The organism is Chryseotalea sanaruensis, assembly GCF_003990915.1.
Taxonomy (GTDB): domain Bacteria; phylum Bacteroidota; class Bacteroidia; order Cytophagales; family Cyclobacteriaceae; genus Chryseotalea; species Chryseotalea sanaruensis.
This window is the reverse complement of sequence record NZ_BHXQ01000001.1, coordinates 322,256-342,603: the sequence shown is the minus strand read 5'-3', so window position 1 is coordinate 342,603 and position 20,348 is coordinate 322,256. Positions and strand designations below refer to the sequence as shown.

General features: G+C 38.5%; 17 protein-coding genes. 8 read left to right on the top strand and 9 right to left on the bottom strand.

The genetic code is table 11. From position 1 onward, the window contains the following. Nucleotides 1–18 precede the first annotated feature (18 nt). Nucleotides 19–1,086 carry a PAS domain-containing sensor histidine kinase gene (locus tag SanaruYs_RS01350; protein WP_127120712.1) on the bottom strand — a complete coding sequence of 356 codons (1,068 nt, stop codon included), beginning with the start codon at nucleotides 1,084–1,086 and terminating at the stop codon, nucleotides 19–21. Nucleotides 1,087–1,327: 241 nt separating this feature from the next. On the opposite strand from SanaruYs_RS01350, the gene SanaruYs_RS01345 reads away from it, so the two are divergent. Together SanaruYs_RS01345 and SanaruYs_RS01340 are read left to right on the top strand one after the other, a co-directional pair. Then, nucleotides 1,328–2,968: an ABC-F family ATP-binding cassette domain-containing protein gene (locus SanaruYs_RS01345; protein WP_127120711.1), complete on the top strand. Its 1,641-nt coding sequence runs from the start codon at nucleotides 1,328–1,330 to the stop codon at nucleotides 2,966–2,968. 478 nt (nucleotides 2,969–3,446) lie between these two features. Beyond that, nucleotides 3,447–4,283, top strand: a complete 837-nt coding sequence (locus SanaruYs_RS01340) for an oxidoreductase (protein WP_127120710.1) — start codon at nucleotides 3,447–3,449, stop codon at nucleotides 4,281–4,283. Between the two features lie 255 nt (nucleotides 4,284–4,538). Here SanaruYs_RS01340 and SanaruYs_RS01335 read toward each other — a convergent pair whose 3' ends face one another. Next, complete coding sequence (locus tag SanaruYs_RS01335; protein WP_127120709.1) at nucleotides 4,539–4,976, bottom strand: Hsp20/alpha crystallin family protein; 438 nt, start codon at nucleotides 4,974–4,976, stop codon at nucleotides 4,539–4,541. A gap of 151 nt (nucleotides 4,977–5,127) precedes the next feature. Here SanaruYs_RS01335 and SanaruYs_RS01330 point away from each other — a divergent pair, with 151 nt between their 5' ends. After that, complete coding sequence (locus SanaruYs_RS01330; RefSeq protein WP_127120708.1) at nucleotides 5,128–5,694, top strand: hypothetical protein; 567 nt, start codon at nucleotides 5,128–5,130, stop codon at nucleotides 5,692–5,694. A 7-nt stretch (nucleotides 5,695–5,701) separates the two neighbouring features. Here SanaruYs_RS01330 and SanaruYs_RS01325 read toward each other — a convergent pair whose 3' ends face one another. The 4 genes from SanaruYs_RS01325 to SanaruYs_RS01310 all read right to left on the bottom strand — a co-directional run bounded on the left by SanaruYs_RS01325 (nucleotide 5,702) and on the right by SanaruYs_RS01310 (nucleotide 10,318). Beyond that, nucleotides 5,702–6,274 carry a DinB family protein gene (locus SanaruYs_RS01325; protein WP_127120707.1) on the bottom strand — a complete coding sequence of 191 codons (573 nt, stop codon included), beginning with the start codon at nucleotides 6,272–6,274 and terminating at the stop codon, nucleotides 5,702–5,704. After that, nucleotides 6,240–6,656, bottom strand: coding sequence for a DUF4345 domain-containing protein (locus SanaruYs_RS01320; protein ID WP_127120706.1), 417 nt, complete (start codon nucleotides 6,654–6,656; stop codon nucleotides 6,240–6,242). Before SanaruYs_RS01320 ends, SanaruYs_RS01325 begins: the two co-directional genes overlap by 35 nt. 71 nt (nucleotides 6,657–6,727) lie before the next feature. Next, nucleotides 6,728–7,306 (bottom strand): Crp/Fnr family transcriptional regulator, encoded by a 579-nt coding sequence (locus tag SanaruYs_RS01315; RefSeq protein ID WP_127120705.1) that lies wholly within the window; start codon nucleotides 7,304–7,306, stop codon nucleotides 6,728–6,730. A gap of 276 nt (nucleotides 7,307–7,582) precedes the next feature. Beyond that, nucleotides 7,583–10,318, bottom strand: a complete 2,736-nt coding sequence (locus tag SanaruYs_RS01310) for a S8 family peptidase (RefSeq protein WP_160118556.1) — start codon at nucleotides 10,316–10,318, stop codon at nucleotides 7,583–7,585. A 244-nt stretch (nucleotides 10,319–10,562) separates the two neighbouring features. On the opposite strand from SanaruYs_RS01310, the gene SanaruYs_RS01305 reads away from it, so the two are divergent. Continuing rightward, nucleotides 10,563–11,405 (top strand): M57 family metalloprotease, encoded by an 843-nt coding sequence (locus SanaruYs_RS01305; protein WP_127120703.1) that lies wholly within the window; start codon nucleotides 10,563–10,565, stop codon nucleotides 11,403–11,405. A gap of 112 nt (nucleotides 11,406–11,517) precedes the next feature. Further along, a complete protein-coding gene (locus SanaruYs_RS01300) occupies nucleotides 11,518–11,964 on the top strand; it encodes a peptidylprolyl isomerase (RefSeq protein ID WP_127120702.1) in 447 nt (148 codons plus the stop codon). A 381-nt stretch (nucleotides 11,965–12,345) separates the two neighbouring features. Here the strand turns inward: SanaruYs_RS01300 and SanaruYs_RS01290 are convergent, their stop codons facing one another. The 3 genes from SanaruYs_RS01290 to SanaruYs_RS01280 form a co-directional block, all read right to left on the bottom strand. After that, complete coding sequence (locus SanaruYs_RS01290) at nucleotides 12,346–12,726, bottom strand: SRPBCC domain-containing protein (protein ID WP_127120700.1); 381 nt, start codon at nucleotides 12,724–12,726, stop codon at nucleotides 12,346–12,348. An 8-nt stretch (nucleotides 12,727–12,734) separates the two neighbouring features. Continuing rightward, nucleotides 12,735–13,604: an FKBP-type peptidyl-prolyl cis-trans isomerase gene (locus SanaruYs_RS01285; RefSeq protein ID WP_127120699.1), complete on the bottom strand. Its 870-nt coding sequence runs from the start codon at nucleotides 13,602–13,604 to the stop codon at nucleotides 12,735–12,737. Between the two features lie 246 nt (nucleotides 13,605–13,850). Next, nucleotides 13,851–16,286, bottom strand: a complete 2,436-nt coding sequence (locus SanaruYs_RS01280; protein WP_127120698.1) for an ABC transporter permease — start codon at nucleotides 16,284–16,286, stop codon at nucleotides 13,851–13,853. Nucleotides 16,287–16,569: 283 nt separating this feature from the next. Here SanaruYs_RS01280 and SanaruYs_RS01275 point away from each other — a divergent pair, with 283 nt between their 5' ends. From SanaruYs_RS01275 to SanaruYs_RS01265, 3 genes are all read left to right on the top strand, one after another. After that, complete coding sequence (locus SanaruYs_RS01275) at nucleotides 16,570–18,219, top strand: TldD/PmbA family protein (RefSeq protein WP_127120697.1); 1,650 nt, start codon at nucleotides 16,570–16,572, stop codon at nucleotides 18,217–18,219. A gap of 29 nt (nucleotides 18,220–18,248) precedes the next feature. Continuing rightward, a complete protein-coding gene (locus SanaruYs_RS01270; protein ID WP_127120696.1) occupies nucleotides 18,249–19,568 on the top strand; it encodes a TldD/PmbA family protein in 1,320 nt (439 codons plus the stop codon). A 150-nt stretch (nucleotides 19,569–19,718) separates the two neighbouring features. After that, a complete protein-coding gene (locus SanaruYs_RS01265; RefSeq protein ID WP_174842757.1) occupies nucleotides 19,719–20,342 on the top strand; it encodes a DUF4159 domain-containing protein in 624 nt (207 codons plus the stop codon). Nucleotides 20,343–20,348 lie beyond the last annotated feature (6 nt).

The window sequence follows — 20,348 nt, the reverse complement described above, 5'->3', positions numbered from 1 at the left end:
ATTGTTTAGGTGTGAAACTCAGTCTCTAAAAGTAATGGTGAAAGTCGCTCCCTTATCAATTACGCTATCTACGTGTATTTTTCCGCCAAGGCTACTAACATGGTTGTGAACAAGGTAAAGACCAATTCCCTTACTATCTGTATAGTCGTGAAAGGTTTGATGTAAGCCAAATATTTTATCATTTACTTTTTCCATATCAAAACCACGACCATTGTCAGTAAATATTAATTTTTTACTACCGCTGTTTTGTTTTGAAATAATTGAAATCATAGGTACTTCATCTGGTCTGGCATACTTAATTGAATTGGTTATCAAATTCAAAAAAATACTATCCATGTAAGCCTTGTTAAACTTGACAAATGCTAAGTCAGAGAAATCAGATTGTATGACAGCTTTTGAAACCTTAATAAGTGCGCTAATGGATTGATGAACATAGTCGAGACTATCCTGAAAAGAAACTTCCGCAAAATTGTTATGCACAATATGTCTGTCGCTTAAGACATCTATATACTTGTTCATGGTTTGCTTTAACTTATCGCCTGTTAGTTTAACCACTTCAATCAGTTCAAGTGTTTCCTGGTCACTTATCTTCGAATTATCAATCAGACTAAAAAGCGAAACCAAATTATTAACCGGAGAACGTAAATCGTGTGAAACTGTAAAAGTTAGGCGCTTTAAATCTTTATTAGTTTCGGTAAGACTTGCCAACAAGGCATTTCTTTCTGCTTCTAAGTTTTTTTTATGTGTAATGTTCTTAGCTATGGCAAAAACGAGTTTATCGCTCTCCACAGGCAAAGATGTCCAATACAGCCAAACAATTTCCCCACTCTTGGTAACATAACGATTTTCAAAGTTATGCACAGGTTTAGCCTTTGTTAACTCTAGTCTTACTCTACTGGTAATATCCCTGTCCTCTTCGTAGATAAAGGTATTGACAGGTCGCGAATACAACTCTTCTAAACTGTAGCCAAGGAGTTGCGGCACAGCAGGATTTACCCGTTTAAAGTAGCCGTCAAATCCGGCAATGCAGAGTAAATCAGGTGTTAAATCGAAAAAGCGTTCATATTTAAAATCCTTTGAAGCCATAGGCTAAAATCCGACACAAATTAATCCATGCAAAATGTCCAATTTCCGCAATTTTACCTAGCCAACATCAATCTTTACTGGCATTTGCAAACCTAATATGGCTTATTGTAAATAATAAAAGCAAAGGAAACTATAAATTACCTCTACAAGCTCAAAAACACAAATTACCATTTGTAATCTCAGCGTTTCAGCCTGATAATTCTGATGAAACTGTTATCTTTGCGCCCTTATTTTAGTAAACATGATCTCAGTAGACGCAGTAGGTGTAGAATTTAGTGGCACAGTTCTTTTTAGCGATATTACCTTTAACATTAATGAAAACGACCGAATTGCTCTTATGGGTAAGAACGGTGCTGGTAAATCTACTCTGCTTAAAATAATAGCAGGTGTAAATAAACCTACCAGAGGTAAAGTTTCGGCTCCCAGAGAAGCTATTATTGCCTATCTGCCTCAGCATCTTTTAACAGAAGATAATGATACTGTATTTGAAGAGGCTGGTAAGGCTTTTGCAAAAATCCACAACATGAAGAAGTTGATGGATGAACTTAACCATCAGCTGGAAACAAGAACTGATTATGAATCGGACGAGTATGCTAAAATCATTGAAGACGTTTCTGAACTAAGTGAAAAATACTATTCAATAGAAGAAATCAATTACGATGCAGAAGTAGAGAAGACTTTAATGGGTCTTGGCTTTTTACGAAGCGATTTCGACAGACCAACAAAAGAGTTTAGCGGTGGATGGCGTATGCGCATTGAACTTGCCAAAATCCTATTACAAAAACCTGATCTTATTTTATTGGATGAACCTACCAACCACCTGGATATTGAATCGGTACAGTGGCTAGAAGATTTTCTGAAAAATAACGCGAAAGCTGTAATTGTAATCAGTCACGATAAAGCCTTTGTAGATAACCTGACCAACCGAACCATTGAGGTAACTATGGGCAGGATTTACGATTACAAAACAAATTATACTCACTACTTACAACTGCGTAAAGAAAGACGTGAGCAACAGCAAAAACAATTTGATGATCAGCAAAAAGAGATTGCTGATATCACTGGATTTATAGAACGCTTTAAAGGAACATATTCCAAAACATTACAGGTTCAATCGCGTGTAAAAATGTTGGAGAAAATAGTTCCTATTGAAGTTGATGAGGTTGACACTTCCGCACTAAACCTGAAGTTCCCTCCTGCTCCACGTTCTGGCAACTATCCTGTTATTATTTCTGACTTTACTAAAAAATACGGAGACCACACTGTATTACAAGATGTATCTCTGACTATTTCGCGTGGTGAAAAAATTGCCTTTTTAGGTAAGAATGGTGAAGGTAAATCAACACTGATCAAAGCTATCATGAGTGAAATTCCCTTCGATGGAAAATGTCAGCTTGGGCATGGAAGTATGATTGGTTACTTTGCACAAAACCAAGCCGCTTTATTGGATGGTGAACTTACTGTATTTGATACAATCGATCAGATTGCAGTAGGAGAAATACGCACTAAAATGAAAGATATTTTAGGCGCTTTTATGTTTGGAGGTGATGCTATTGATAAGAAAGTAAAAATGCTCTCTGGTGGTGAGCGTACGCGTTTAGCCATGATTAAATTATTGCTCCAGCCAGTCAATCTTTTAATTCTGGATGAACCCACAAACCATTTGGATATTAAAACCAAAGACATCTTAAAAGATGCGTTGAAAGCTTTCGATGGTACGCTTATTCTTGTGTCTCACGATCGTGATTTCCTTGATGGTTTAGCCAATAAAGTTTTTGAGTTCGGTAACAAACGGGTTAAAGAACACTTTGAAGATATTGGTGGATTCCTGCGTAATAAGAAGATGGAGAACTTACGCGAAATCGAAAGAACAAGTAAGTAAAGAGGCGACAAATAACACAGATTTACACAGATAATCTCATCATTGCGATGAACGAAGCATTCCGTGTGTGCTGGTGTGAAGAAGTATTCTATTGACGGCATTCTCAACAAAAAGTTTTAGATTACTTAGCCCACCTTAGCACACCCCAGCTACAAGGCACGCAATGACGAATTCTACAAATCATTTGAGTAAATAGCAATAATTGAGTTCTCGCTCTCAGGCCGCTGGGTCTCGCATACTCATTCAAGGCTGTATGCTATCCGCACATACCCTGCCCAGACCAAAGATAGCATAATGCCTTGCCTGAGCATGCTGTAAGAAAGCATAAGAACTTCAAATTAGGTAATACGAATACTTTCTTGTTTTCAAAATAGCTTTCATCGATGGCTAATTTTATTGAAATACATTTATTTATCTCCGTATACTTTGAACAAATCTGACAAATAACTTGTCTGATAGATATTGAATTAATATTACTATGGATAAAGTATGGTTTATTACCGGGTGCTCCACCGGATTTGGAAGAGAGCTTTCAAACTTATTATTGGCACAGGGCTACAAAGTAGTAGTTACCGCCAGAAAACTAACTGACATTCAGGATATTGCTGAGAAGTACAAAGAAAATGCATTAGCACTTAGTCTGGACGTTACCAAGCCAACTGACATTGAAACAGCCGTTACCAATGCCTTCAAGCATTTCGGTCGCATTGATGTATTAGTCAATAACGCGGGTATTGGTTACTTCGGTGCCATTGAAGAAAGTGAGGATGAAGAAATCCGAAAAATGTTTGAAATCAACTTCTTTGGTTTAGCCAACATGACCAAAACTGTATTACCCATTATGCGTAAGCAACGTAGTGGACATATCTTAAACATTGCCTCTATTGCCGGTCTGGTTGGTTACCCCGCAGTTGGTTATTACAACGCTACTAAATTTGCTGTTGATGGTTTTTCAGAATCACTGTCAAAAGAAACAGCGCCCTTAGGCATTAAGGTAACTGTTATTTCTCCGAGTGGTTTTCGTACCGATTGGGCTGGTCGCTCCGCTAACACAAGTAAGGTAGTAATTGAGGATTATGCTGCCACCGCTGGGGCTAATAAAGACAGCATCCGTGGGTATAGCGGTAGTCAACCTGGCGATCCGCTCCGTGCTGCCCAAGCAATGATTAAAGTAGTTGAGTCTGAGAATCCGCCATATCGCTTGTTATTAGGACAAGGTGCATTGCGTAGTGCCCGTGCGAAGCTTGATCTACTCAAAAAAGATTTTGATACTTGGGAGGAAACGACCATTTGGGCAGATAATCCAAAAAATTAATTAGAGCACATCTTAAAAAAAGAGGGCTCGTCATTGCCAACCTCGTGGATTGGGTTTGCGCTGAAGAGCGTGAAGCAATCTAGCTAGTTGATTTAAATCTCATAAATAGATTGCTTCCTCACCCTAACACACATTCAACGCTTCGTTCATCGCAATGACGCGATTATTTTGTTTCGAATTATTTTTAGGCTGGCTTCTAATAAAAAAGCCTCCGGTAAAACCGGAGGCCTTCACTATCTTGTTCGCTCTCCCCAGTCAGCGAACTTCGATAGCCTTTTTGGGTTTGGTTGTGCCAATCATCTTTTTGGCAACATGAAGTTTTAAAATACCGTCTTCGTAATAGGCCTTCACATCTTCTTCGTTAATGTTTTCAGGCAGTGTGAACGAACGACTAAAAGAACTATAACTGAATTCTTTGCGCGTGTAGTTTTTATCTTTCTCTTCTTTTTCCTCTTGTTTCTCTGATGATATGGTGAGTAAACCATTGTCTACAGAAATGTGAAAATCTTTTTTAGTTAACCCAGGCGCAGCCATTTCAATTTCAAAGGTCTTTTCAGTCTCTTTTACGTTGACAGCAGGAACTGATTGCTTACGTAGCCAATCAGCGTCAAAAAAGCGATCGTTATCGAAAAAATCCGATAACAGTGAGCCATTCATTAAGGATGGCCAGTCAGTTTTTTTAATAAGTGACATAAATACCTCCTTGTTTTAATGTTGATACTAATATAGTTTCTCATTAAGCCAATTAGTATGACGCACCTCAGACTTTCAAATGATCTTTATCATACATTGAAATATTGAAAAAAGCCTATATCTTAAACGCGTAATTATATAAATCTTTTGTATGAAATATCTAGTGTTTGTCTTCCTCCTCAATTGTATACAACTCGTTAGTTTTGCACAAACTAAAAGTGGCGCACAACAATTTTGGACTGAATTGCAAAAACATTGTGGAAAAGCATATGAAGGAAAATTGACTGAAAATCCCGAGGGCAGCGGTACTTTTAAAGATCAAAAACTTGTCATGCATGTTCGTTCATGTGGCGACTCCGTTATTCGCATTCCTTTTATGGTAGGTGAAAACCGATCCCGAACGTGGGTGCTTACTTTAAAAAATGATTTGATTCAACTTAAACATGACCACAGGCATGAAGATGGAAGCGAAGATGCGGTAACGCAATATGGTGGTCTAGCTACCAATAGTGGATCAGCATCATTACAAATTTTTCCTGCTGATGTTCAAACTGCTATCCTACTCCCTAATGCAGCTTCAAATGTATGGTGGATATCATTAACAGATAAAGTATTTACTTATAACCTGCGCAGGTTAAATAGTGAGAGAATCATAACAGTTACTTTCGATTTGAGCAAAGCAGTAGATACCCCAGCAGCACCTTGGGGCAGTCAATAGTAGCGATTTACTTAAGAATTCTTCTTGCCTGCTGTATGTGTCTTTGATTATGTACCAAAAGAAATTCTATAGCATCTCCCGCATTTATTTTAATAAGTGGAGCTAAGGAAGTTTTTAGCTTAATGCTTTTCAAATCCCTGGTACCTGCTGCATGCAACAATTTTAATAAATCTTCCAGATGCTGAATAAATCTACTGATTGCAGCTGAGGGATTTTCAATAGGCTTTGGTTGATGCTGCTTAATCGCTTTATATTTTTTCTGTCTACTGTCGCTATTCATCGTTTTAATAAAATACAAGCCAAGCCATGTATTTCTGAAAAGCGGAAGTTCAGTGGCATGCGATGGGCGGTTGAAGCCTTGCTGAATTTTAGGATGATAATATTCAGCATAGGTGTTCAGATGTTCAAAACACTCAGCAATACTCCAGCCACCTTGTGCAGGCGGCTGGAGCAAAGTTGATGATGGTAAATTCTGAAAAACAGCAATGACTTCTTGCAACTGTTTTTCAAGTATTGCCTCAAGTTTTATAAGATATTCTTCCTGACTAAGCATTCCTAACTGATGTAAATTTACGGCCAAAGATGAGTAAGCTTAAGCCTATCAAACAAAAAATAGTTTCTATTGCAAGCCAAGTGTTTCCAAATTCTCCCAAATTCCCATCCACCAGTAGTGTGATTACCCTTGACAGTGCATAAGATCCCCAAAAGATTGAAATAAAAGCAAGGCCTTTGTTAAGTTGATAGAAAGTTAAGTACAAGATGACAATAACCAGTGTAACCCCCACGCCTCCGTACACACCTCTTATTGAACTGAGGGCATCATTATTACCCAGTTTTACATTAACCAAATCCATTACAGCCTGAGGACTTTTAATAGCAAGTAAGGCCACATAAGCAAGGCTTAGCGCTGACAAAAACATAAAGCCTTTTGCTAATACAGTGTAGATTGTTTGTGCTTTCATTTTGTATTGTTTTAATGATAGCACAAAACAAGGCTCTATGATCTTAATGATTGTTGGTAATTACCAACATTTTAAACCCTGACAGAATTAATCAGCTTACTAAAATTAGTGGCATCATTGCCAAGGTAGTTAGCCAGATACTTGTGGGAGACAAGGGTAAGTATATGAGGACTTCTCTGTAACAACTTCTTAAATTTTTCTTCAGAACTAAAACACTGCAACTCCACCATTCTTTCTAACAAGCCTGAGAAAGCTTGTGTAAGACCTATGTGCACAAGTTTGAGGATAGCAGGATGTTTATCCATTAATACGTTTATGCTTTCGTAATCGGCACGCAGAAAAACAGATGGTGTTAAGGCCTCGTAATAAAAATGCGAAGGCTTCTGCAATAAGAAAGAATCCATCACACCACCAAAGGAAGGAGCATAGGTTAATACTACGGTAGATTCTCTTGTATCATCAAGGTAATAAATACGTTGCACCCCTTCCGTTACAAAATACAGATAAGGTTCCTTCTCTCCTGCTTTTGTAATAGTTTCCTTGCGTTTCACTGAAAAGTTCTTCCAGCAAGAAGAGAAATCTTTCCAGGCCGAATCAGATAAAGGTTGAATTTGAGTGGTGGCTGATTTTAGTAAGTCAAGGGAGTTCATTCAACTGAAGAATTAAATAGCTATTGCATATTAAACATTTGAAATTATAAACTAAATACTCTCCTTTCAATTCTTATTTCCTAATAAGAATAGCGCATTTTATATCATCCTCCCTTCAGAGATGATGATTGGAAAGAGGAGAATTAATCCAGCAAAATTGCTTCGTTAGCCACGCTCACCAACAATGCTTCATTTCACTCAAAGACGTACTGATCATTTTCAAATCATCAGATTTTTAAATCGATTAACGAATTATCACATCAACTCATCACATCATTACTGTGTTATCAAAATTTTACCTCGATTAAATCCTTCCTCTGTTTGTATACTGAATAAATAAATACCCGGAGGCAAAAATGGTATCTGCAGACTCTCCCTATCCGAAAGTAAATCATACGTAAATAGTTTCATACCATTGCCATTGTAAAGTGTAAAGACTTGTGGTGAAGTTTTAAATTGTTTGGCAATAATCTGCAGATCAGCACCGGCACTTATAGGGTTGGGGAATACTAAAAATGGGATTGTTGTCAGAAAATAATCACCCACAACTTCACTTACCAATTGTTCACCATTAATAAAATACAAGACTAGTCTATAGTTGTTTAGCCCCTGACGTGGTGAAGTATCCAAAAAACTGAAGTTGTTTGATTCTAGGGAAGTATTGATTTCAATATCTATAAATTCATCCCCTTCCTGTCGCTGAAAGACTACGCGTGATATTCCGTAACTTGTCCCTACTTCAGCAAATAAATTAATGCCTTCATTAGGTTCAAGTTGAGCATAGAATGATCTTAGATAACAAGCGATTTCTTGCAAGTCGTAGTCGAAAGCATAACCCTGAATTCCAACTTCTCCATTTTCAAATACGGGTTGAATGGCAAAATAGGTTTTAATTGATTGAGTCTCATTAAAAATGAAACTTGTATCGCTAGTGAGTAAATAATCCTCCATCCGCGAATTATTATAATACTTAACCCGGTAGCTATTGGCACCATTCACCTTATCCCATTTCAACAAAACAGAATCCTGACAATTAAATCCAACCTTAGGAATGATTGGTTGAGAGATGGTAAATACGTCAGTTTCATATGCTTCAGTTCCGACTACCATTCGCGCCTGCGCTAGCGTGTTTACGTCAGGTGTCTTCCATCTGAGCAGGCCGGTAGACAAATCAACATTATCCTTAATCAATTGCCATGTATTGCCTCCATCCATACTCAATTCCAGTTTTCCACTTCCTTGAACCAAGGTACTTTTCCACTGAAAATACGTTCCTGCTTCACCATTGTAAGGCATGTTATCGCTTGCAGTAGGATAAAACCAGTTGAAATTTTCTTCCTCGTCCCAGCTATAGGCTATAGAATATGCTTGAGCGTTTGTTGCAAGCATGTTTGCTTTTACAATAATTTTATAAATACCTGCCTCAGGTTGCTCAACGAGTACTTGCTCAATATTATTCAAATGATCTTCTCCCCGGGTAGCGTTTTTTTCAAGTGCGCTTAGTGATGGTGAACTATCCAATATCCAGGGATAAACAAACTGAGTTGATGGTGTTTCAATTGTCAAATCTAAGTCATTAACCAAAGCCACACTTGAATTTACCTGACCCGGCACATCATCCCAAACCAAGGTTATTTTAAGATTGCGTACATTGTCAGGAATAGTTAACTGATGAATACTAGTTTCAAATTCATTAACAGTTTGCTCAATAAACTGATCTTTTTGTAACATTTGCATGCTATACCAAGCATCTAGATTACCATATCCTGTTTTGAAATCAGGCCCGACATTACCTACGTCTTGCGCCCCATTTATTAATAACGCCTTTTGTAAAGCTACCGAAGGTAAACCACCAACTTTTTCTTTATAAGCTTGCTGTAGCAAACCCGCCACCCCCGATACCAAGGCCGCTGAATTTGAAGAACCTACCATACTATAGCTTACCAGCTCTGGCTTGATACGCCCATCATAAGCGGGACCTTTAGAGGAAAACGATATGGCTCTTCCTAAAGTATCGACAGATCCGACTGTGAGGGTGTTTTTCGACATCTTAAAATTACCCGTCAGGTTGGCAAATCCAGCAATTCCCGAATAGGCTCCCGTTGTAGATGCCAAAGCACCATCATTACCTGAAGAGAATACATGAAGCAGGTATGGTATCTGTTTTACATTTTGATCGAAGGCTTCCGCCAAAGCCCCATATATATTTTCTACTTGTGTTCCGTAAGAATGATTTTGCACGGTTATATCCAATGCATTATATGTGGACAGAGGATCTGGACTTAGCACCGCAAAACTTGATGAAGTAAAGCGAACTTCCCGAGCTACACCCTTACCGGTAATAAATGAATTGCCCTCCCCGCCAATAATCGTAGCCATTTCTGTAGCATGTAGATCCTGCGTTGCAGATTGAAGTCCGGATTCTATATACCGCCCTTCAAGATCGATGTCGTTTCTGTTGTATGTCTCTTCTTTTACCGATACAGTTATGCCATTACCAAGCAAGTCTGGTAGCTGATGATGTAGGTAAGAAATAGTGTTTGGCGCCAGGTTTAAATCTAAAACTCTACTCTCAGTACGTGCTTGCTGCGATTCTAAACCCACATATACCACATTTGACAGTGGAAGTACAGTGTTGCGAAGCTGATCATAGCTACATTCTATCAATACTGCATTATTTCTTACATCACGAATTTTTATTTCAGGCAAAAGTGATGTTAATACCTCCTGATGCAATGGATACCTTAACTTTAAGGTATAAACATTTCTTTTATTCTTTCCTTCAGACAAACCCACCAAATTATCTGATAATTTCCATAAGTCGTTGGCCTTGAACAACGAATGGGGTATTGGTAAATTCTTTACATCTTCTCCCCTAACAATAAAAGTACTAGAATTAAGGTGCCTGACAATTAAGGTTTTTTTTGCCAAATACTGTTTGGCTTCCTCCTCATTTTCAAACTCAACAACATAGTAGGCACTATCAGATAATAATGATTTTGAAGAAATCATATCTGTCTTGATTGAAGAGGTAACTATACCCCTACTGGTTTTCTGCGCTTGTAAAATCGTTGTATTTGAAAAGATCAAGGCTATTATGAAAAATAACAGCCTCATTATATCAAAAGAGTCAACGGGTTTCGTTGAAGCAAAACCTCTTAAGTGTGAGAATACACGAAAGCACATTTCATTACGCTTGAACATTATGCAGGTACACATGAAGTAATTTCGAAATATAAACCTAAACCTAATAATTATGTTAAACATTCGAAAAGCCGCTTCGGCACTTGCGGTAGTCCTTCTCAGTGCCTTTGTTATTTCCTGTACGGAAACTTCAATCAAAACTGAAACAGTTGAAATTTCAGAAAACGTGAAACTTCAATTAACAAATCTTGGTTTTGATGTGAGTGATGTGCAAAAAGTATCTTCAAGAAACCCAATAACTGGGGAATTAATGCAAGGTTACATTCTTGAAAAAGATATGTTCCTATCTAATGAAGACATACAGGAAATGAGCAACAGTAAAGTTCAGCATATTGGAGCTGTTGGTGAACAATACAGAACCACTAACCTGGTTAGCTCACCTAGAACCATACGTGTACTTGGATACACAAGTGGCAGCAATGCATTGGATACAAAGATGCGTACTGCATTGCAAAATGCTGTGGCCAACTACAACGCATTGAACATCGGCCTTACCTTTACGCTTACTTTCGGGACAAATACTAATGCTGCAGAAATAGTAGTTTACCGTGTGAGTGGTGGAGCTGGTGGCTCAGCTGGTTTCCCAAGTGGTGGACTTCCTTATAAGTGGGTTCAAATCTTGTCAGGAACAAGTTCTTATAGTACTGATGTGGTTGAGCATGTTATGACACATGAAATCGGTCATTGCCTTGGCTTAAGACACACTGACTACTTTAACCGTTCACTTTCTTGTGGATCTGGTGGCAGTGAAGGTAGTGGCGGTGTAGGTGCAATACTTATACCTGGTACTCCTTCAGGATTCGATGCCAACTCAATCATGCTTTCATGCTTCGGCTCAAGTGAAGATGGTGAGTTTGGTTCATTCGATGTAGTAGCTTTAGAATATTTATACTAGCTAACTAGTCCCCAGCTAATGCTAGAGGCCTGACAAGCAATTGTCAGGCTTTTTTTATGCAAATACTTTTATGAACAAGTCAAGCGGCTTAATTTGCAGAAAATTAGCGAATATGAAGGTAGCCGAAATCCATACAAAAAAGGGTGTTATGAAGATTCAATTCTTTGCAGAAGATGCCCCTGGAACTGTAAAAAACTTTATTGACCTTGCCGAACATAATTTTTATGATGGCCTGACATTCCACAGAGTTATTCCAAACTTTGTCGTTCAGGGAGGCTGCCCAAATGGGATCGGTAATGGCGGACCAGGTCATACCATTAAATGTGAGTTAGATGGAAATAACCAATACCACGACCGTGGTGTATTATCTATGGCACATGCAGGACGCAATACCGGAGGATCACAGTTTTTCATTTGCCATAGCAGAGAAAACACCGCTCACCTTGATCGCAATCATACCGTTTTTGGCAAAGTATATGAAGGGCTTGAGGTAATTGATCAGATTCGTCAAGGTGATGTTATGGAGAAAGTTGTTATCAAAGAAGTAGAAAGTATTTAGCTATCCCAAATAGTTACACAATAGAAAAGCGGGGAAACCCGCTTTTATTGTTTATAAGAACCAAGAAAAGAAAAAGGAAATAACAGTATGGCTCCTATCAATTTGAAAAGCCATTCTAACGTAAATCCTACAATTCGAAAAGGTAAGGCTATTAACCAGATGATCGGGAAGAGCAGTAGTAATAGCAGGGCCAAAGGCCAGCATAATACAAATAGCAGGCACCACAATACCAAGGAAAGGAATACATTCATGTTGATCAAGATTTAAAAACTTAAATCAACAATCACGCCATCTTAAGAAACATTGATTAATGCTTCTAAGAGTGATATCTCAGCGTTTGACAATCAAATTTGAACAATGCATTGTACAGAATCGTACAAACTACTTATAGAAATCTTGTAGTGATTCAAAGTAGACTTCATTCCATCCCTGTACAATATCATCGTAATCATCATCAGGAATATTGGTATGCCTAAGCTCTACAGAAGTAGCATTGTCACCATCTGGGTGAAGCTTAATAGTAACAATCGAAGGTTCGTTTTCAGTACCAAAATACCATTGTTGCATTATCTTCTTATCCTTTTCAAACTCCAGGTTAAGCCCAACAATGGCACCACTCCACATAGAAAACTCTGTACCGGGTTCAGGTTTCATCTCTGCCTGATCGCCAGTCCATAGCTGTATAGTAGTTTCAGTTGTGAGCGCGAGATAAACCTGATCTGGCGTTGCGGCAATCGGATAATATTTCTTGTAATCCTTCATATCAGGAATTACTTAAAAACTTTTGTTAACTCTACTTCAAACTTTAAGTTAGCATTTGCAGGAATTGAAGATCCTGATCCCTGAGGTCCATAGGCTAAACCTGAAGGAATCAGAAATATTGCACTTCCCTCTTCGTCCAATATCGGAATACCAACTTTCAACCCGTCAATCAAACCAAATGGAGATATATTTGATAATGTACCATCATCAAATACATTTCCTGTGCTTAAAAATGATCCTGAATAGATTAAACTTACCCCATCATATACTTTTGGATATATACCATTTCCCTGATCAGTAACCTTATACCAAACCCCGCTTGGATGCGATGTGAATCCTACAAGGTTGTTATCCTGGATGTATTGCTTAATTGCTATTGTGTCGCTTGAAAATCTTATTTGTTCGGCTTCAGTTTTGGTAACTGCAAAAAGCTTAACCTCGTAAACAAGTGTAGAGTTAGCCGGTATATCATTAATGGAAATGCCTCCGAAAGCATATTTAGATGGTATATACAGACTAGCTTCGCCTCCTACCATAAGCGCGGAAATAGCGAATTGAAGACCTGAACCTCCAATGCTATCAAGTAATGAGTTGAAGGAAACATCTGTAAAATAATTGCCATTACTTAACAATTTGCCTTTTACAGAAGCCCTTAATTTTTGCCCCTTACGCACAGGGGGCATTGTTCCAAACTGATGAATAACCAATCTTATACCTGATTGATCGTACGCGATATAGTCAGTCTCATTGGCATCCAGATAAGCATCAATAGCTTTAACCTCACGAAGAAGCTGATCATCAGATACTTCAGGATCCTGACAGGAGATTGAAATGAGAACAACGAATAGTACTAGGGGAGCAATAATTTTCTTCAGCACAAAATATTGGTTTAAAATTCCAAACGCATAGTCGGGAATTTATTGTTTAAGGATTATAATTAAATACAAATATATACAAGTCAGCATTCATCCTAAATTAAAAGGCGTAAAGATCGGGTTTCAATTTTTAGATTAATTGAACTGCAATATGCTTGGGTCAATTTTCGAACTTAGGTAAAGCAAATAATGCCTTAAATTTAAGGTGTGTGCTGCCGTATAATAAAAGTAGTCCTCAACATGATCGTTTTACTCACTTCTTAATGCATTGATAGGATTGGCTAACGAAGCCTTAATTGCCTGAAAACTCACTGTTAATAAAGTTATCCCTAATAAAATCAGGAAGCTTAAAACAAAAGTTGCCACATCTAAACTGGTATGATAAGTGAAGTTTTGTAGCCAATCATTTAAAAAATAGTAAGAAACTGGTATAGCAACTACAAACCCGAATAAAAGCAACCAGAAAAAGTCCTTAAAAATTATTAATAAAATACCACTAATAGTAGACCCCAGAACCTTGCGAACACCAATTTCCTTTACTTTTCGCTGAACAATAAAGAGCACGAGTCCATAAACCCCCAAACAGGAAATGAGTATGGCAATGAAGGTAAAGGCTCGGATAATATCACCAAAGCTTTGATAATTGGCATATTGTGAGTCCAGTTGTTCATCAAGAAACGTGTACTCAAAACTTTTCTCCGGAAAATTCCTATTCCATTGAGCTTCTAACTTGTCCATTAAGGTTGTAACCTGATCATTCTCAAACCGTACCGATAGTATATTGAACTGGTTATTATTGTGTTCAATCACTAAAGCAGAAACGGGGGTTGTCAATGAGTTAAAATTATAATCTTTGATCACCCCTATCACCTTACCAAACTTGCCTTCCCGATTTATCGTTTTGCCAAGTGCTTCATCTGCACTTAACCAGTTGAATTCTTTAACCGCAGTTTCATTTATAACAAAAGCTTCTGTTCGATCTGTTCCATAATCCTCATCAAACCACCTTCCTGTTATTACTTCAAGTCCGTATGCTTCATTAAAATTATAATCAACAGAGAAGTTGGCAACAAAGATCCGATCTTCCTGCGTAAATCCTTCCGGGATGGTACCACGATAGGTGGCACCTAAACCGGGAGGATTCGATGACAAGGTTGTTTTTAAAATCCCCGTCTCACTTTCTAGCGCATCACGGAAACTTTTTAAGCGTGTAGTAAATAAAGAATCACGCTGACCGAAGATACCATTAAGGTTCTGACTGAATAAGGGAATAGTAACCACATGTTGACTTTCAAAACCCAAAGGTCTGTCGTGCAAATAGCGGAGTTGCTTTACTATTAACATGGAGCATGTTAAAAGCAGAAATGCAATGCTTAATTGAAACACCACAAGACTTTTCCTCAACCATTGACTACCTAAGCCTGTAACGCCTTCGCCTTTAAGCGAACCAACCGAATTGAATTTAGTTACGAAGTAAGCAGGATAAGAGCCGGCCAGTAATGTAATGCCAATCAATAAAGCTACACAGATAAATGCCAGGGGCATATCTATACTATCTATAAACAGCAGGTTCTTGTTGGTAAACAGATTTAATAAAGGAAGCGTAACGTAATACACACCAAAGGCTAACACCATTGATATTGACACAAACAGAAAACTTTCTACAAAAAACTGCATAACAATCTGCTGCTTGCCCGATCCCATGATTACACGAACGCCAATCTCTTTGATACGTGTTAGTGACTGCGCTGTAGATAGGTTAATATAGTTTATACTGGCAATGACTAGTGTAAGCAACCCAATTGCTATAAAAATGTAAATAGTCGACATCGAGTTTGGTGTTGACGGTTCCGCTAAAGCTGTTGACTTCAAGTGAATGTCTTTTACCGGAAAAAGGGTGAACACCTGCCCTACCAGCATTTGTGGAAGTGCATGTTTTTTCAGGAAAGCTTCCATGTTAGCATCAACCTGACTAGGGTCAGCTCCTTCTTTTAATAATACATAAGTATAACCGTGACTGATTACAAAGTTTACAGCCAAATTATTTCGCAGGACTTGTGCTGTTTGCTCAGTTTCCAAATCGAACATGTTTTCGTATGGAACTAACATATTAAAGCGTAGATGAGAGTTCTCCGGAAAATTTTTTACAACTCCAGTAACCTTAAAACTATGCAGACCAGAAAAGATTAATGATTCACCAATGGGATTAGCTTCACCAAAATATTTTTTAGCCATCTCCTCATTTATAATAACCGTAAATTTATCAACAAGCGCTCTCGATGGATTTCCTTGAACAAACTCCAGTGAGAACATGTCCATAAGTGCAGAGTCAACAAAGAAAACACCCGTCTCCTCAAAAGCGATATCCTGATCTGGAAGCTTTATGCTTATGTTACGACCATATAACCTGGCCGCATGCTCAACTTCCGGAAAGAAATCTTTCATAGCTGGTGCAATGGGGGGCGGTGAGCTGGCTAAGTCCAAACCATTAGGTGCTTTATAATTTATTCTATATAAACGGTCTATCTTTTCATGAAAAGTGTCATAATTGGTTTCTGACCTGACGTAAGCCATAATCAATAATGCCAACGCAATACCTGAAGTAAGGCCTATCAGATTTATTACTGCATATGCTCTTTGTTTTACAATAATACGGCTGGCAGTTTTAAGAAAATTTCTCAGCATTTGGGAGCAATTGGTAAGGATAATAAAAACCTAAGTACGTGTTCACCTAAAAAAGAGTTTCAATGAATTTGCAGACTGTTTTTTTACTAACGCCCTTTAGGGTAGAATAAAAATCGTGTAACTTTTTAAGTTTCTCTGCTTAGTTTGTATTTCATGTTCGTAAATCATTGACGGATATGCCTAAAATGCCGCTCATATAATTTGTTTTACGGCTTTTTATAAGCCTGTCATTTATTTCTAACTTTTGGCTTGAACCAAATTATTCACCTTAAATATTACAACCTTGAAAAGAAGAGACTTTGTACAGATTGCGGGCCTTGGCCTTGGTGGCATGATGCTACCTTTGGGCTTGCTTGGTAATAGTAACCCTGTATCCATTGAGGCATTGCTTGAATCTCCTCTGAATGTTCTTCAGAAGAAGCAGATAGCGGATGCAGCATTAAATACAGCCAAAAGTAATGGAGCCACTTATACTGATGTTCGCATTGGTCGTTATTTAAATCAGTTTATCTCTACTCGTGAAAACAAAGTACAGAACATTGTTAACGGTGAATCGTATGGTGTAGGTATTCGCGTGATTGCTAACGGTACATGGGGTTTTGCTTCTACCAACGATGTTAGTCCAGAGGGAGTTAAGAAAGCCACCATGCAAGCAGTTGCCATTGCAAAAGCAAACTCTAAGTTTCAAACAGATCCGGTGAAACTAGCTCCAAACGCTTCTCATGGGGAAGTTTCCTGGAAAACACCTATTCAGAAAAATGCTTTTGAAATACCTGTGGCTGAAAAAGTAGAATTGCTACTTGCGGCCAATGCTGAGGCGCAGAAGAATGGAGCGAGCTTTGTAAACTCCAATCTCTTCCAGGTAAATGAGCAAAAATACTTTGCTTCATCTGAAGGGTCATACATTGATCAGGATATTCATAGAATCTGGCCAACATTTAACGTAACGGCCATTGATAAGGCAGCTGGTAAATTCAAAACCCGCCAGGCCATGAGTGCCCCTATGGGTATGGGTTATGAATACATGAACCCTAAGCAAGAAGATAAGTTGAGCGGTGTTGTTCCTGGCATGTACTTATACAAAAACAGCTATGATATAATTGAAGATGCAGGACTTGCAGCTCGCCAGGCTAAAGAAATGCTTTCAGCAAAGTCCGTTGATCCTGGCAAATATGATTTAGTATTAGAACCTAATCACTTAGGCTTAACGATTCACGAATCTGTTGGTCACCCTTTAGAACTTGATCGTGTGTTAGGTTACGAAGCCAACTATGCAGGCACAAGCTTTGCAACCTTGGACAAACTAAAAGCTGGTAACTTTAATTATGGCAGTAAGTTGGTAAACATCTTCGCTGATAAAACACAACCAGGTTCATTAGGTGCAGTTGGTTATGATGATGAGGGTGTTAAGTGCAAACAATGGGATCTGATTAAAGATGGTGTGTTGGTTAACTATCAGGCTATACGCGATCAGGTACATATTATCGATCAGAAAGAATCGCACGGCTGTTGTTATTCGCAAAGCTGGAATGATGTTCAGTTCCAACGCATGCCTAACGTATCATTGGCACCAGGTAAGGATCCTTACTCTGTGCAACAAATGATTAAGGATGTAGAAAAAGGAATTTACATAGCAGGACGTGGTTCATATTCTATTGATCAACAACGTTACAATTTCCAATTTGGTGGCACTGTGTACTACGAAATCAAGAACGGACAAATTACCGGTATGCTGAACGATGTAGCTTACCAATCTAATACACAGGAGTTTTGGAATAGCTGTACAAAAATATGTGATGCTTCAGATTATCGCATGTTCGGATCATTCTTCGATGGCAAAGGTCAGCCATCTCAGGTTAGTGCTGTATCGCACGGAAGTTCGACTACACGCTTTAATGGTATTAACGTTATCAATACCGGAAGAACCATCTAATTAGTATCACATTAATTTGTAAAAGCATCATGGCTATATTATCTAAAGAAGAAGCAAAACAAATACTGGAAAAGGTTATCAGCTATTCAAAAGCAGATGGCCTCATTGCCAACCTGAACGGAAACAACAGCGGCAATATCCGCTACGCCCGTAATACTGTATCCACCGCAGGTGAAAACAGTGATGTAACATTAGGCGTACAGGCATACTATGGCAAAAAATCAGGTGTTGCCACCATTAATGAATTTGACGTAGCATCGCTCGAAAAAACAGTAAGAAGAGCAGAAGAACTTGCTAAGCTGGCTCCTGAAAATCCTGAGTTTATGGAACCTCTCCCACCACAACAATATGGTGGTGAATCTAAAACTTACTCGGAAGCCACTGCTAAAATCACACCTGAGTATCGGGCACAAGCAGCTGCAAATAGCATTAACCCTGCTGCTGCAAAGGATGTAACAGCTGCCGGGTTTCTGGAACACAACCATGGTTTCTCAGCAATGATGAATACCAAAGGAATGTTTCTTTATAACCAATCAACTAATGTTGATTTTACTGTTACCATGCGTAGCAACGATGGCACCGGTTCTGGTTGGGTAACTCGCGACTTTAATGATGTAAGTAAACTAGATACCGCAGAAGCTTCTAACATTGCTATTCAAAAAGCACTAGGATCACGAGATGCAAAAGCGATTGAACCTGGTAAGTATACTGTTATTCTTGAACCAGCCGCCTCTGCTGAATTACTAGGCAACATGTTTTTCTCTATGGGCGCACGCCAGGCGGATGAAGGCCGAAGCTTTCTCTCTAAAAAAGGAGGTGGAACCAAGCTAGGCGAAAAAATGCTTGATGAACGTGTTAACATCTATTCAGATCCATTTAATACAGAAGTCCCTGCTACACCATGGACGGGTGATGGTCAGGCGCGTCAGCGTCTGGACATTATTAAAAATGGTGTTGTCAGCAACTTATTTTATGATCGCTATTGGGCATCACAGAAAAATGTTGCCCCGGTGCCATTCCCGGGTAATGTAATTTTCGAAGGTGGCAATGCTTCTGTTGAAGATATGATTAAGGATACTAAGAAGGGAATTTTGGTTACACGCTTCTGGTACATCCGTTCAGTAGATCCACAAACACAACTATACACTGGGCTTACACGTGATAGTACTTTCTTTATTGAAAATGGAAAGATTAAACATCCGGTGAAGAACTTCCGCTTTAACGAAAGCCCCGTAATCATGTTGAACAATCTCGAGACACTTGGTAAACAGGTGCGTGTAGGTGGCAATTTAATACCTTACATGAAAATCCGTGACTTTACCTTCACCAGTTTATCTGATGCTGTGTAGGCAATAACAATTTTCAATCAGAGACTGTCTCATTAATGGTGTTGCCTGTTACAAATACTCAGGCAAAGTAAATCAGCTGAAAACGCTGAAATTGCTACCACATGAGACAGTCTCTTTATTTAGGTTAAGTTGTAAGGTAGGTTTCGGTCAATGAGTCTGGTTAATAAATTCTTTTTCACACGTTTGCAATACGAATCCGGTGACTGGGATGTAGATCAACGCATGCCATCCAATGTGTTAAACTCGCTCGTAGAGTATACTTCATTAAATATCGATACGCAGGAAAACATTATATCGCTTAGCAGCAATGAAATTTTTCGTTGCCCTTTCTGCTATCTAAGCGGCCACAAACTGGTAGAATTTACACCACAGGAAAAAGAGAATTTTGAGAAGTATGTGCTCAATGGCGGGTTTGTTTTTGTAGATGATTGCAACCATGACATAGACGGGCTATTTGCTAAATCTTTCGAAGCACAGATGGAAAAAATATTCGGAACTGCTTCATTGAAGAAAATACCAAACAATCATGCGCTCTATTCATCCTTTTTTAAATTTGATGGCCCTCCTACTACCTCACAGGAACTTAATGGTTGGGGTGATGACATTGTGCATGATTATTTAAAAGCCATTGAAGTGAAAAACAAAATCGGTGTGCTCTATAGCAACAAAGATTATGGTTGCGAATGGGACTACGATTTTAGAAACAAAAGATTTTATAGAATTGACAACACACGATTCAGTATCAATATTATTATGTATGCGTTAACCGCCTGATCTTTT

Bases quoted from the DNA above. Each gene is read 5' to 3' on its own strand.
- SanaruYs_RS01350 (WP_127120712.1), bottom strand. From the start codon at position 1,086: ATGGCTTCAAAGGATTTTAAATATGAACGCTTTTTCGATTTAACACCT.
- SanaruYs_RS01345 (WP_127120711.1), top strand. From the start codon at position 1,328: ATGATCTCAGTAGACGCAGTAGGTGTAGAATTTAGTGGCACAGTTCTT.
- SanaruYs_RS01340 (WP_127120710.1), top strand. From the start codon at position 3,447: ATGGATAAAGTATGGTTTATTACCGGGTGCTCCACCGGATTTGGAAGA.
- SanaruYs_RS01335 (WP_127120709.1), bottom strand. From the start codon at position 4,976: ATGTCACTTATTAAAAAAACTGACTGGCCATCCTTAATGAATGGCTCA.
- SanaruYs_RS01330 (WP_127120708.1), top strand. From the start codon at position 5,128: ATGAAATATCTAGTGTTTGTCTTCCTCCTCAATTGTATACAACTCGTT.
- SanaruYs_RS01320 (WP_127120706.1), bottom strand. From the start codon at position 6,656: ATGAAAGCACAAACAATCTACACTGTATTAGCAAAAGGCTTTATGTTT.
- SanaruYs_RS01315 (WP_127120705.1), bottom strand. From the start codon at position 7,306: ATGAACTCCCTTGACTTACTAAAATCAGCCACCACTCAAATTCAACCT.
- SanaruYs_RS01310 (WP_160118556.1), bottom strand. From the start codon at position 10,318: ATGATTTCTTCAAAATCATTATTATCTGATAGTGCCTACTATGTTGTT.
- SanaruYs_RS01305 (WP_127120703.1), top strand. From the start codon at position 10,563: ATGTTAAACATTCGAAAAGCCGCTTCGGCACTTGCGGTAGTCCTTCTC.
- SanaruYs_RS01300 (WP_127120702.1), top strand. From the start codon at position 11,518: ATGAAGGTAGCCGAAATCCATACAAAAAAGGGTGTTATGAAGATTCAA.
- SanaruYs_RS01290 (WP_127120700.1), bottom strand. From the start codon at position 12,726: ATGAAGGATTACAAGAAATATTATCCGATTGCCGCAACGCCAGATCAG.
- SanaruYs_RS01280 (WP_127120698.1), bottom strand. From the start codon at position 16,286: ATGCTGAGAAATTTTCTTAAAACTGCCAGCCGTATTATTGTAAAACAA.
- SanaruYs_RS01270 (WP_127120696.1), top strand. From the start codon at position 18,249: ATGGCTATATTATCTAAAGAAGAAGCAAAACAAATACTGGAAAAGGTT.
- SanaruYs_RS01265 (WP_174842757.1), top strand. From the start codon at position 19,719: ATGAGTCTGGTTAATAAATTCTTTTTCACACGTTTGCAATACGAATCC.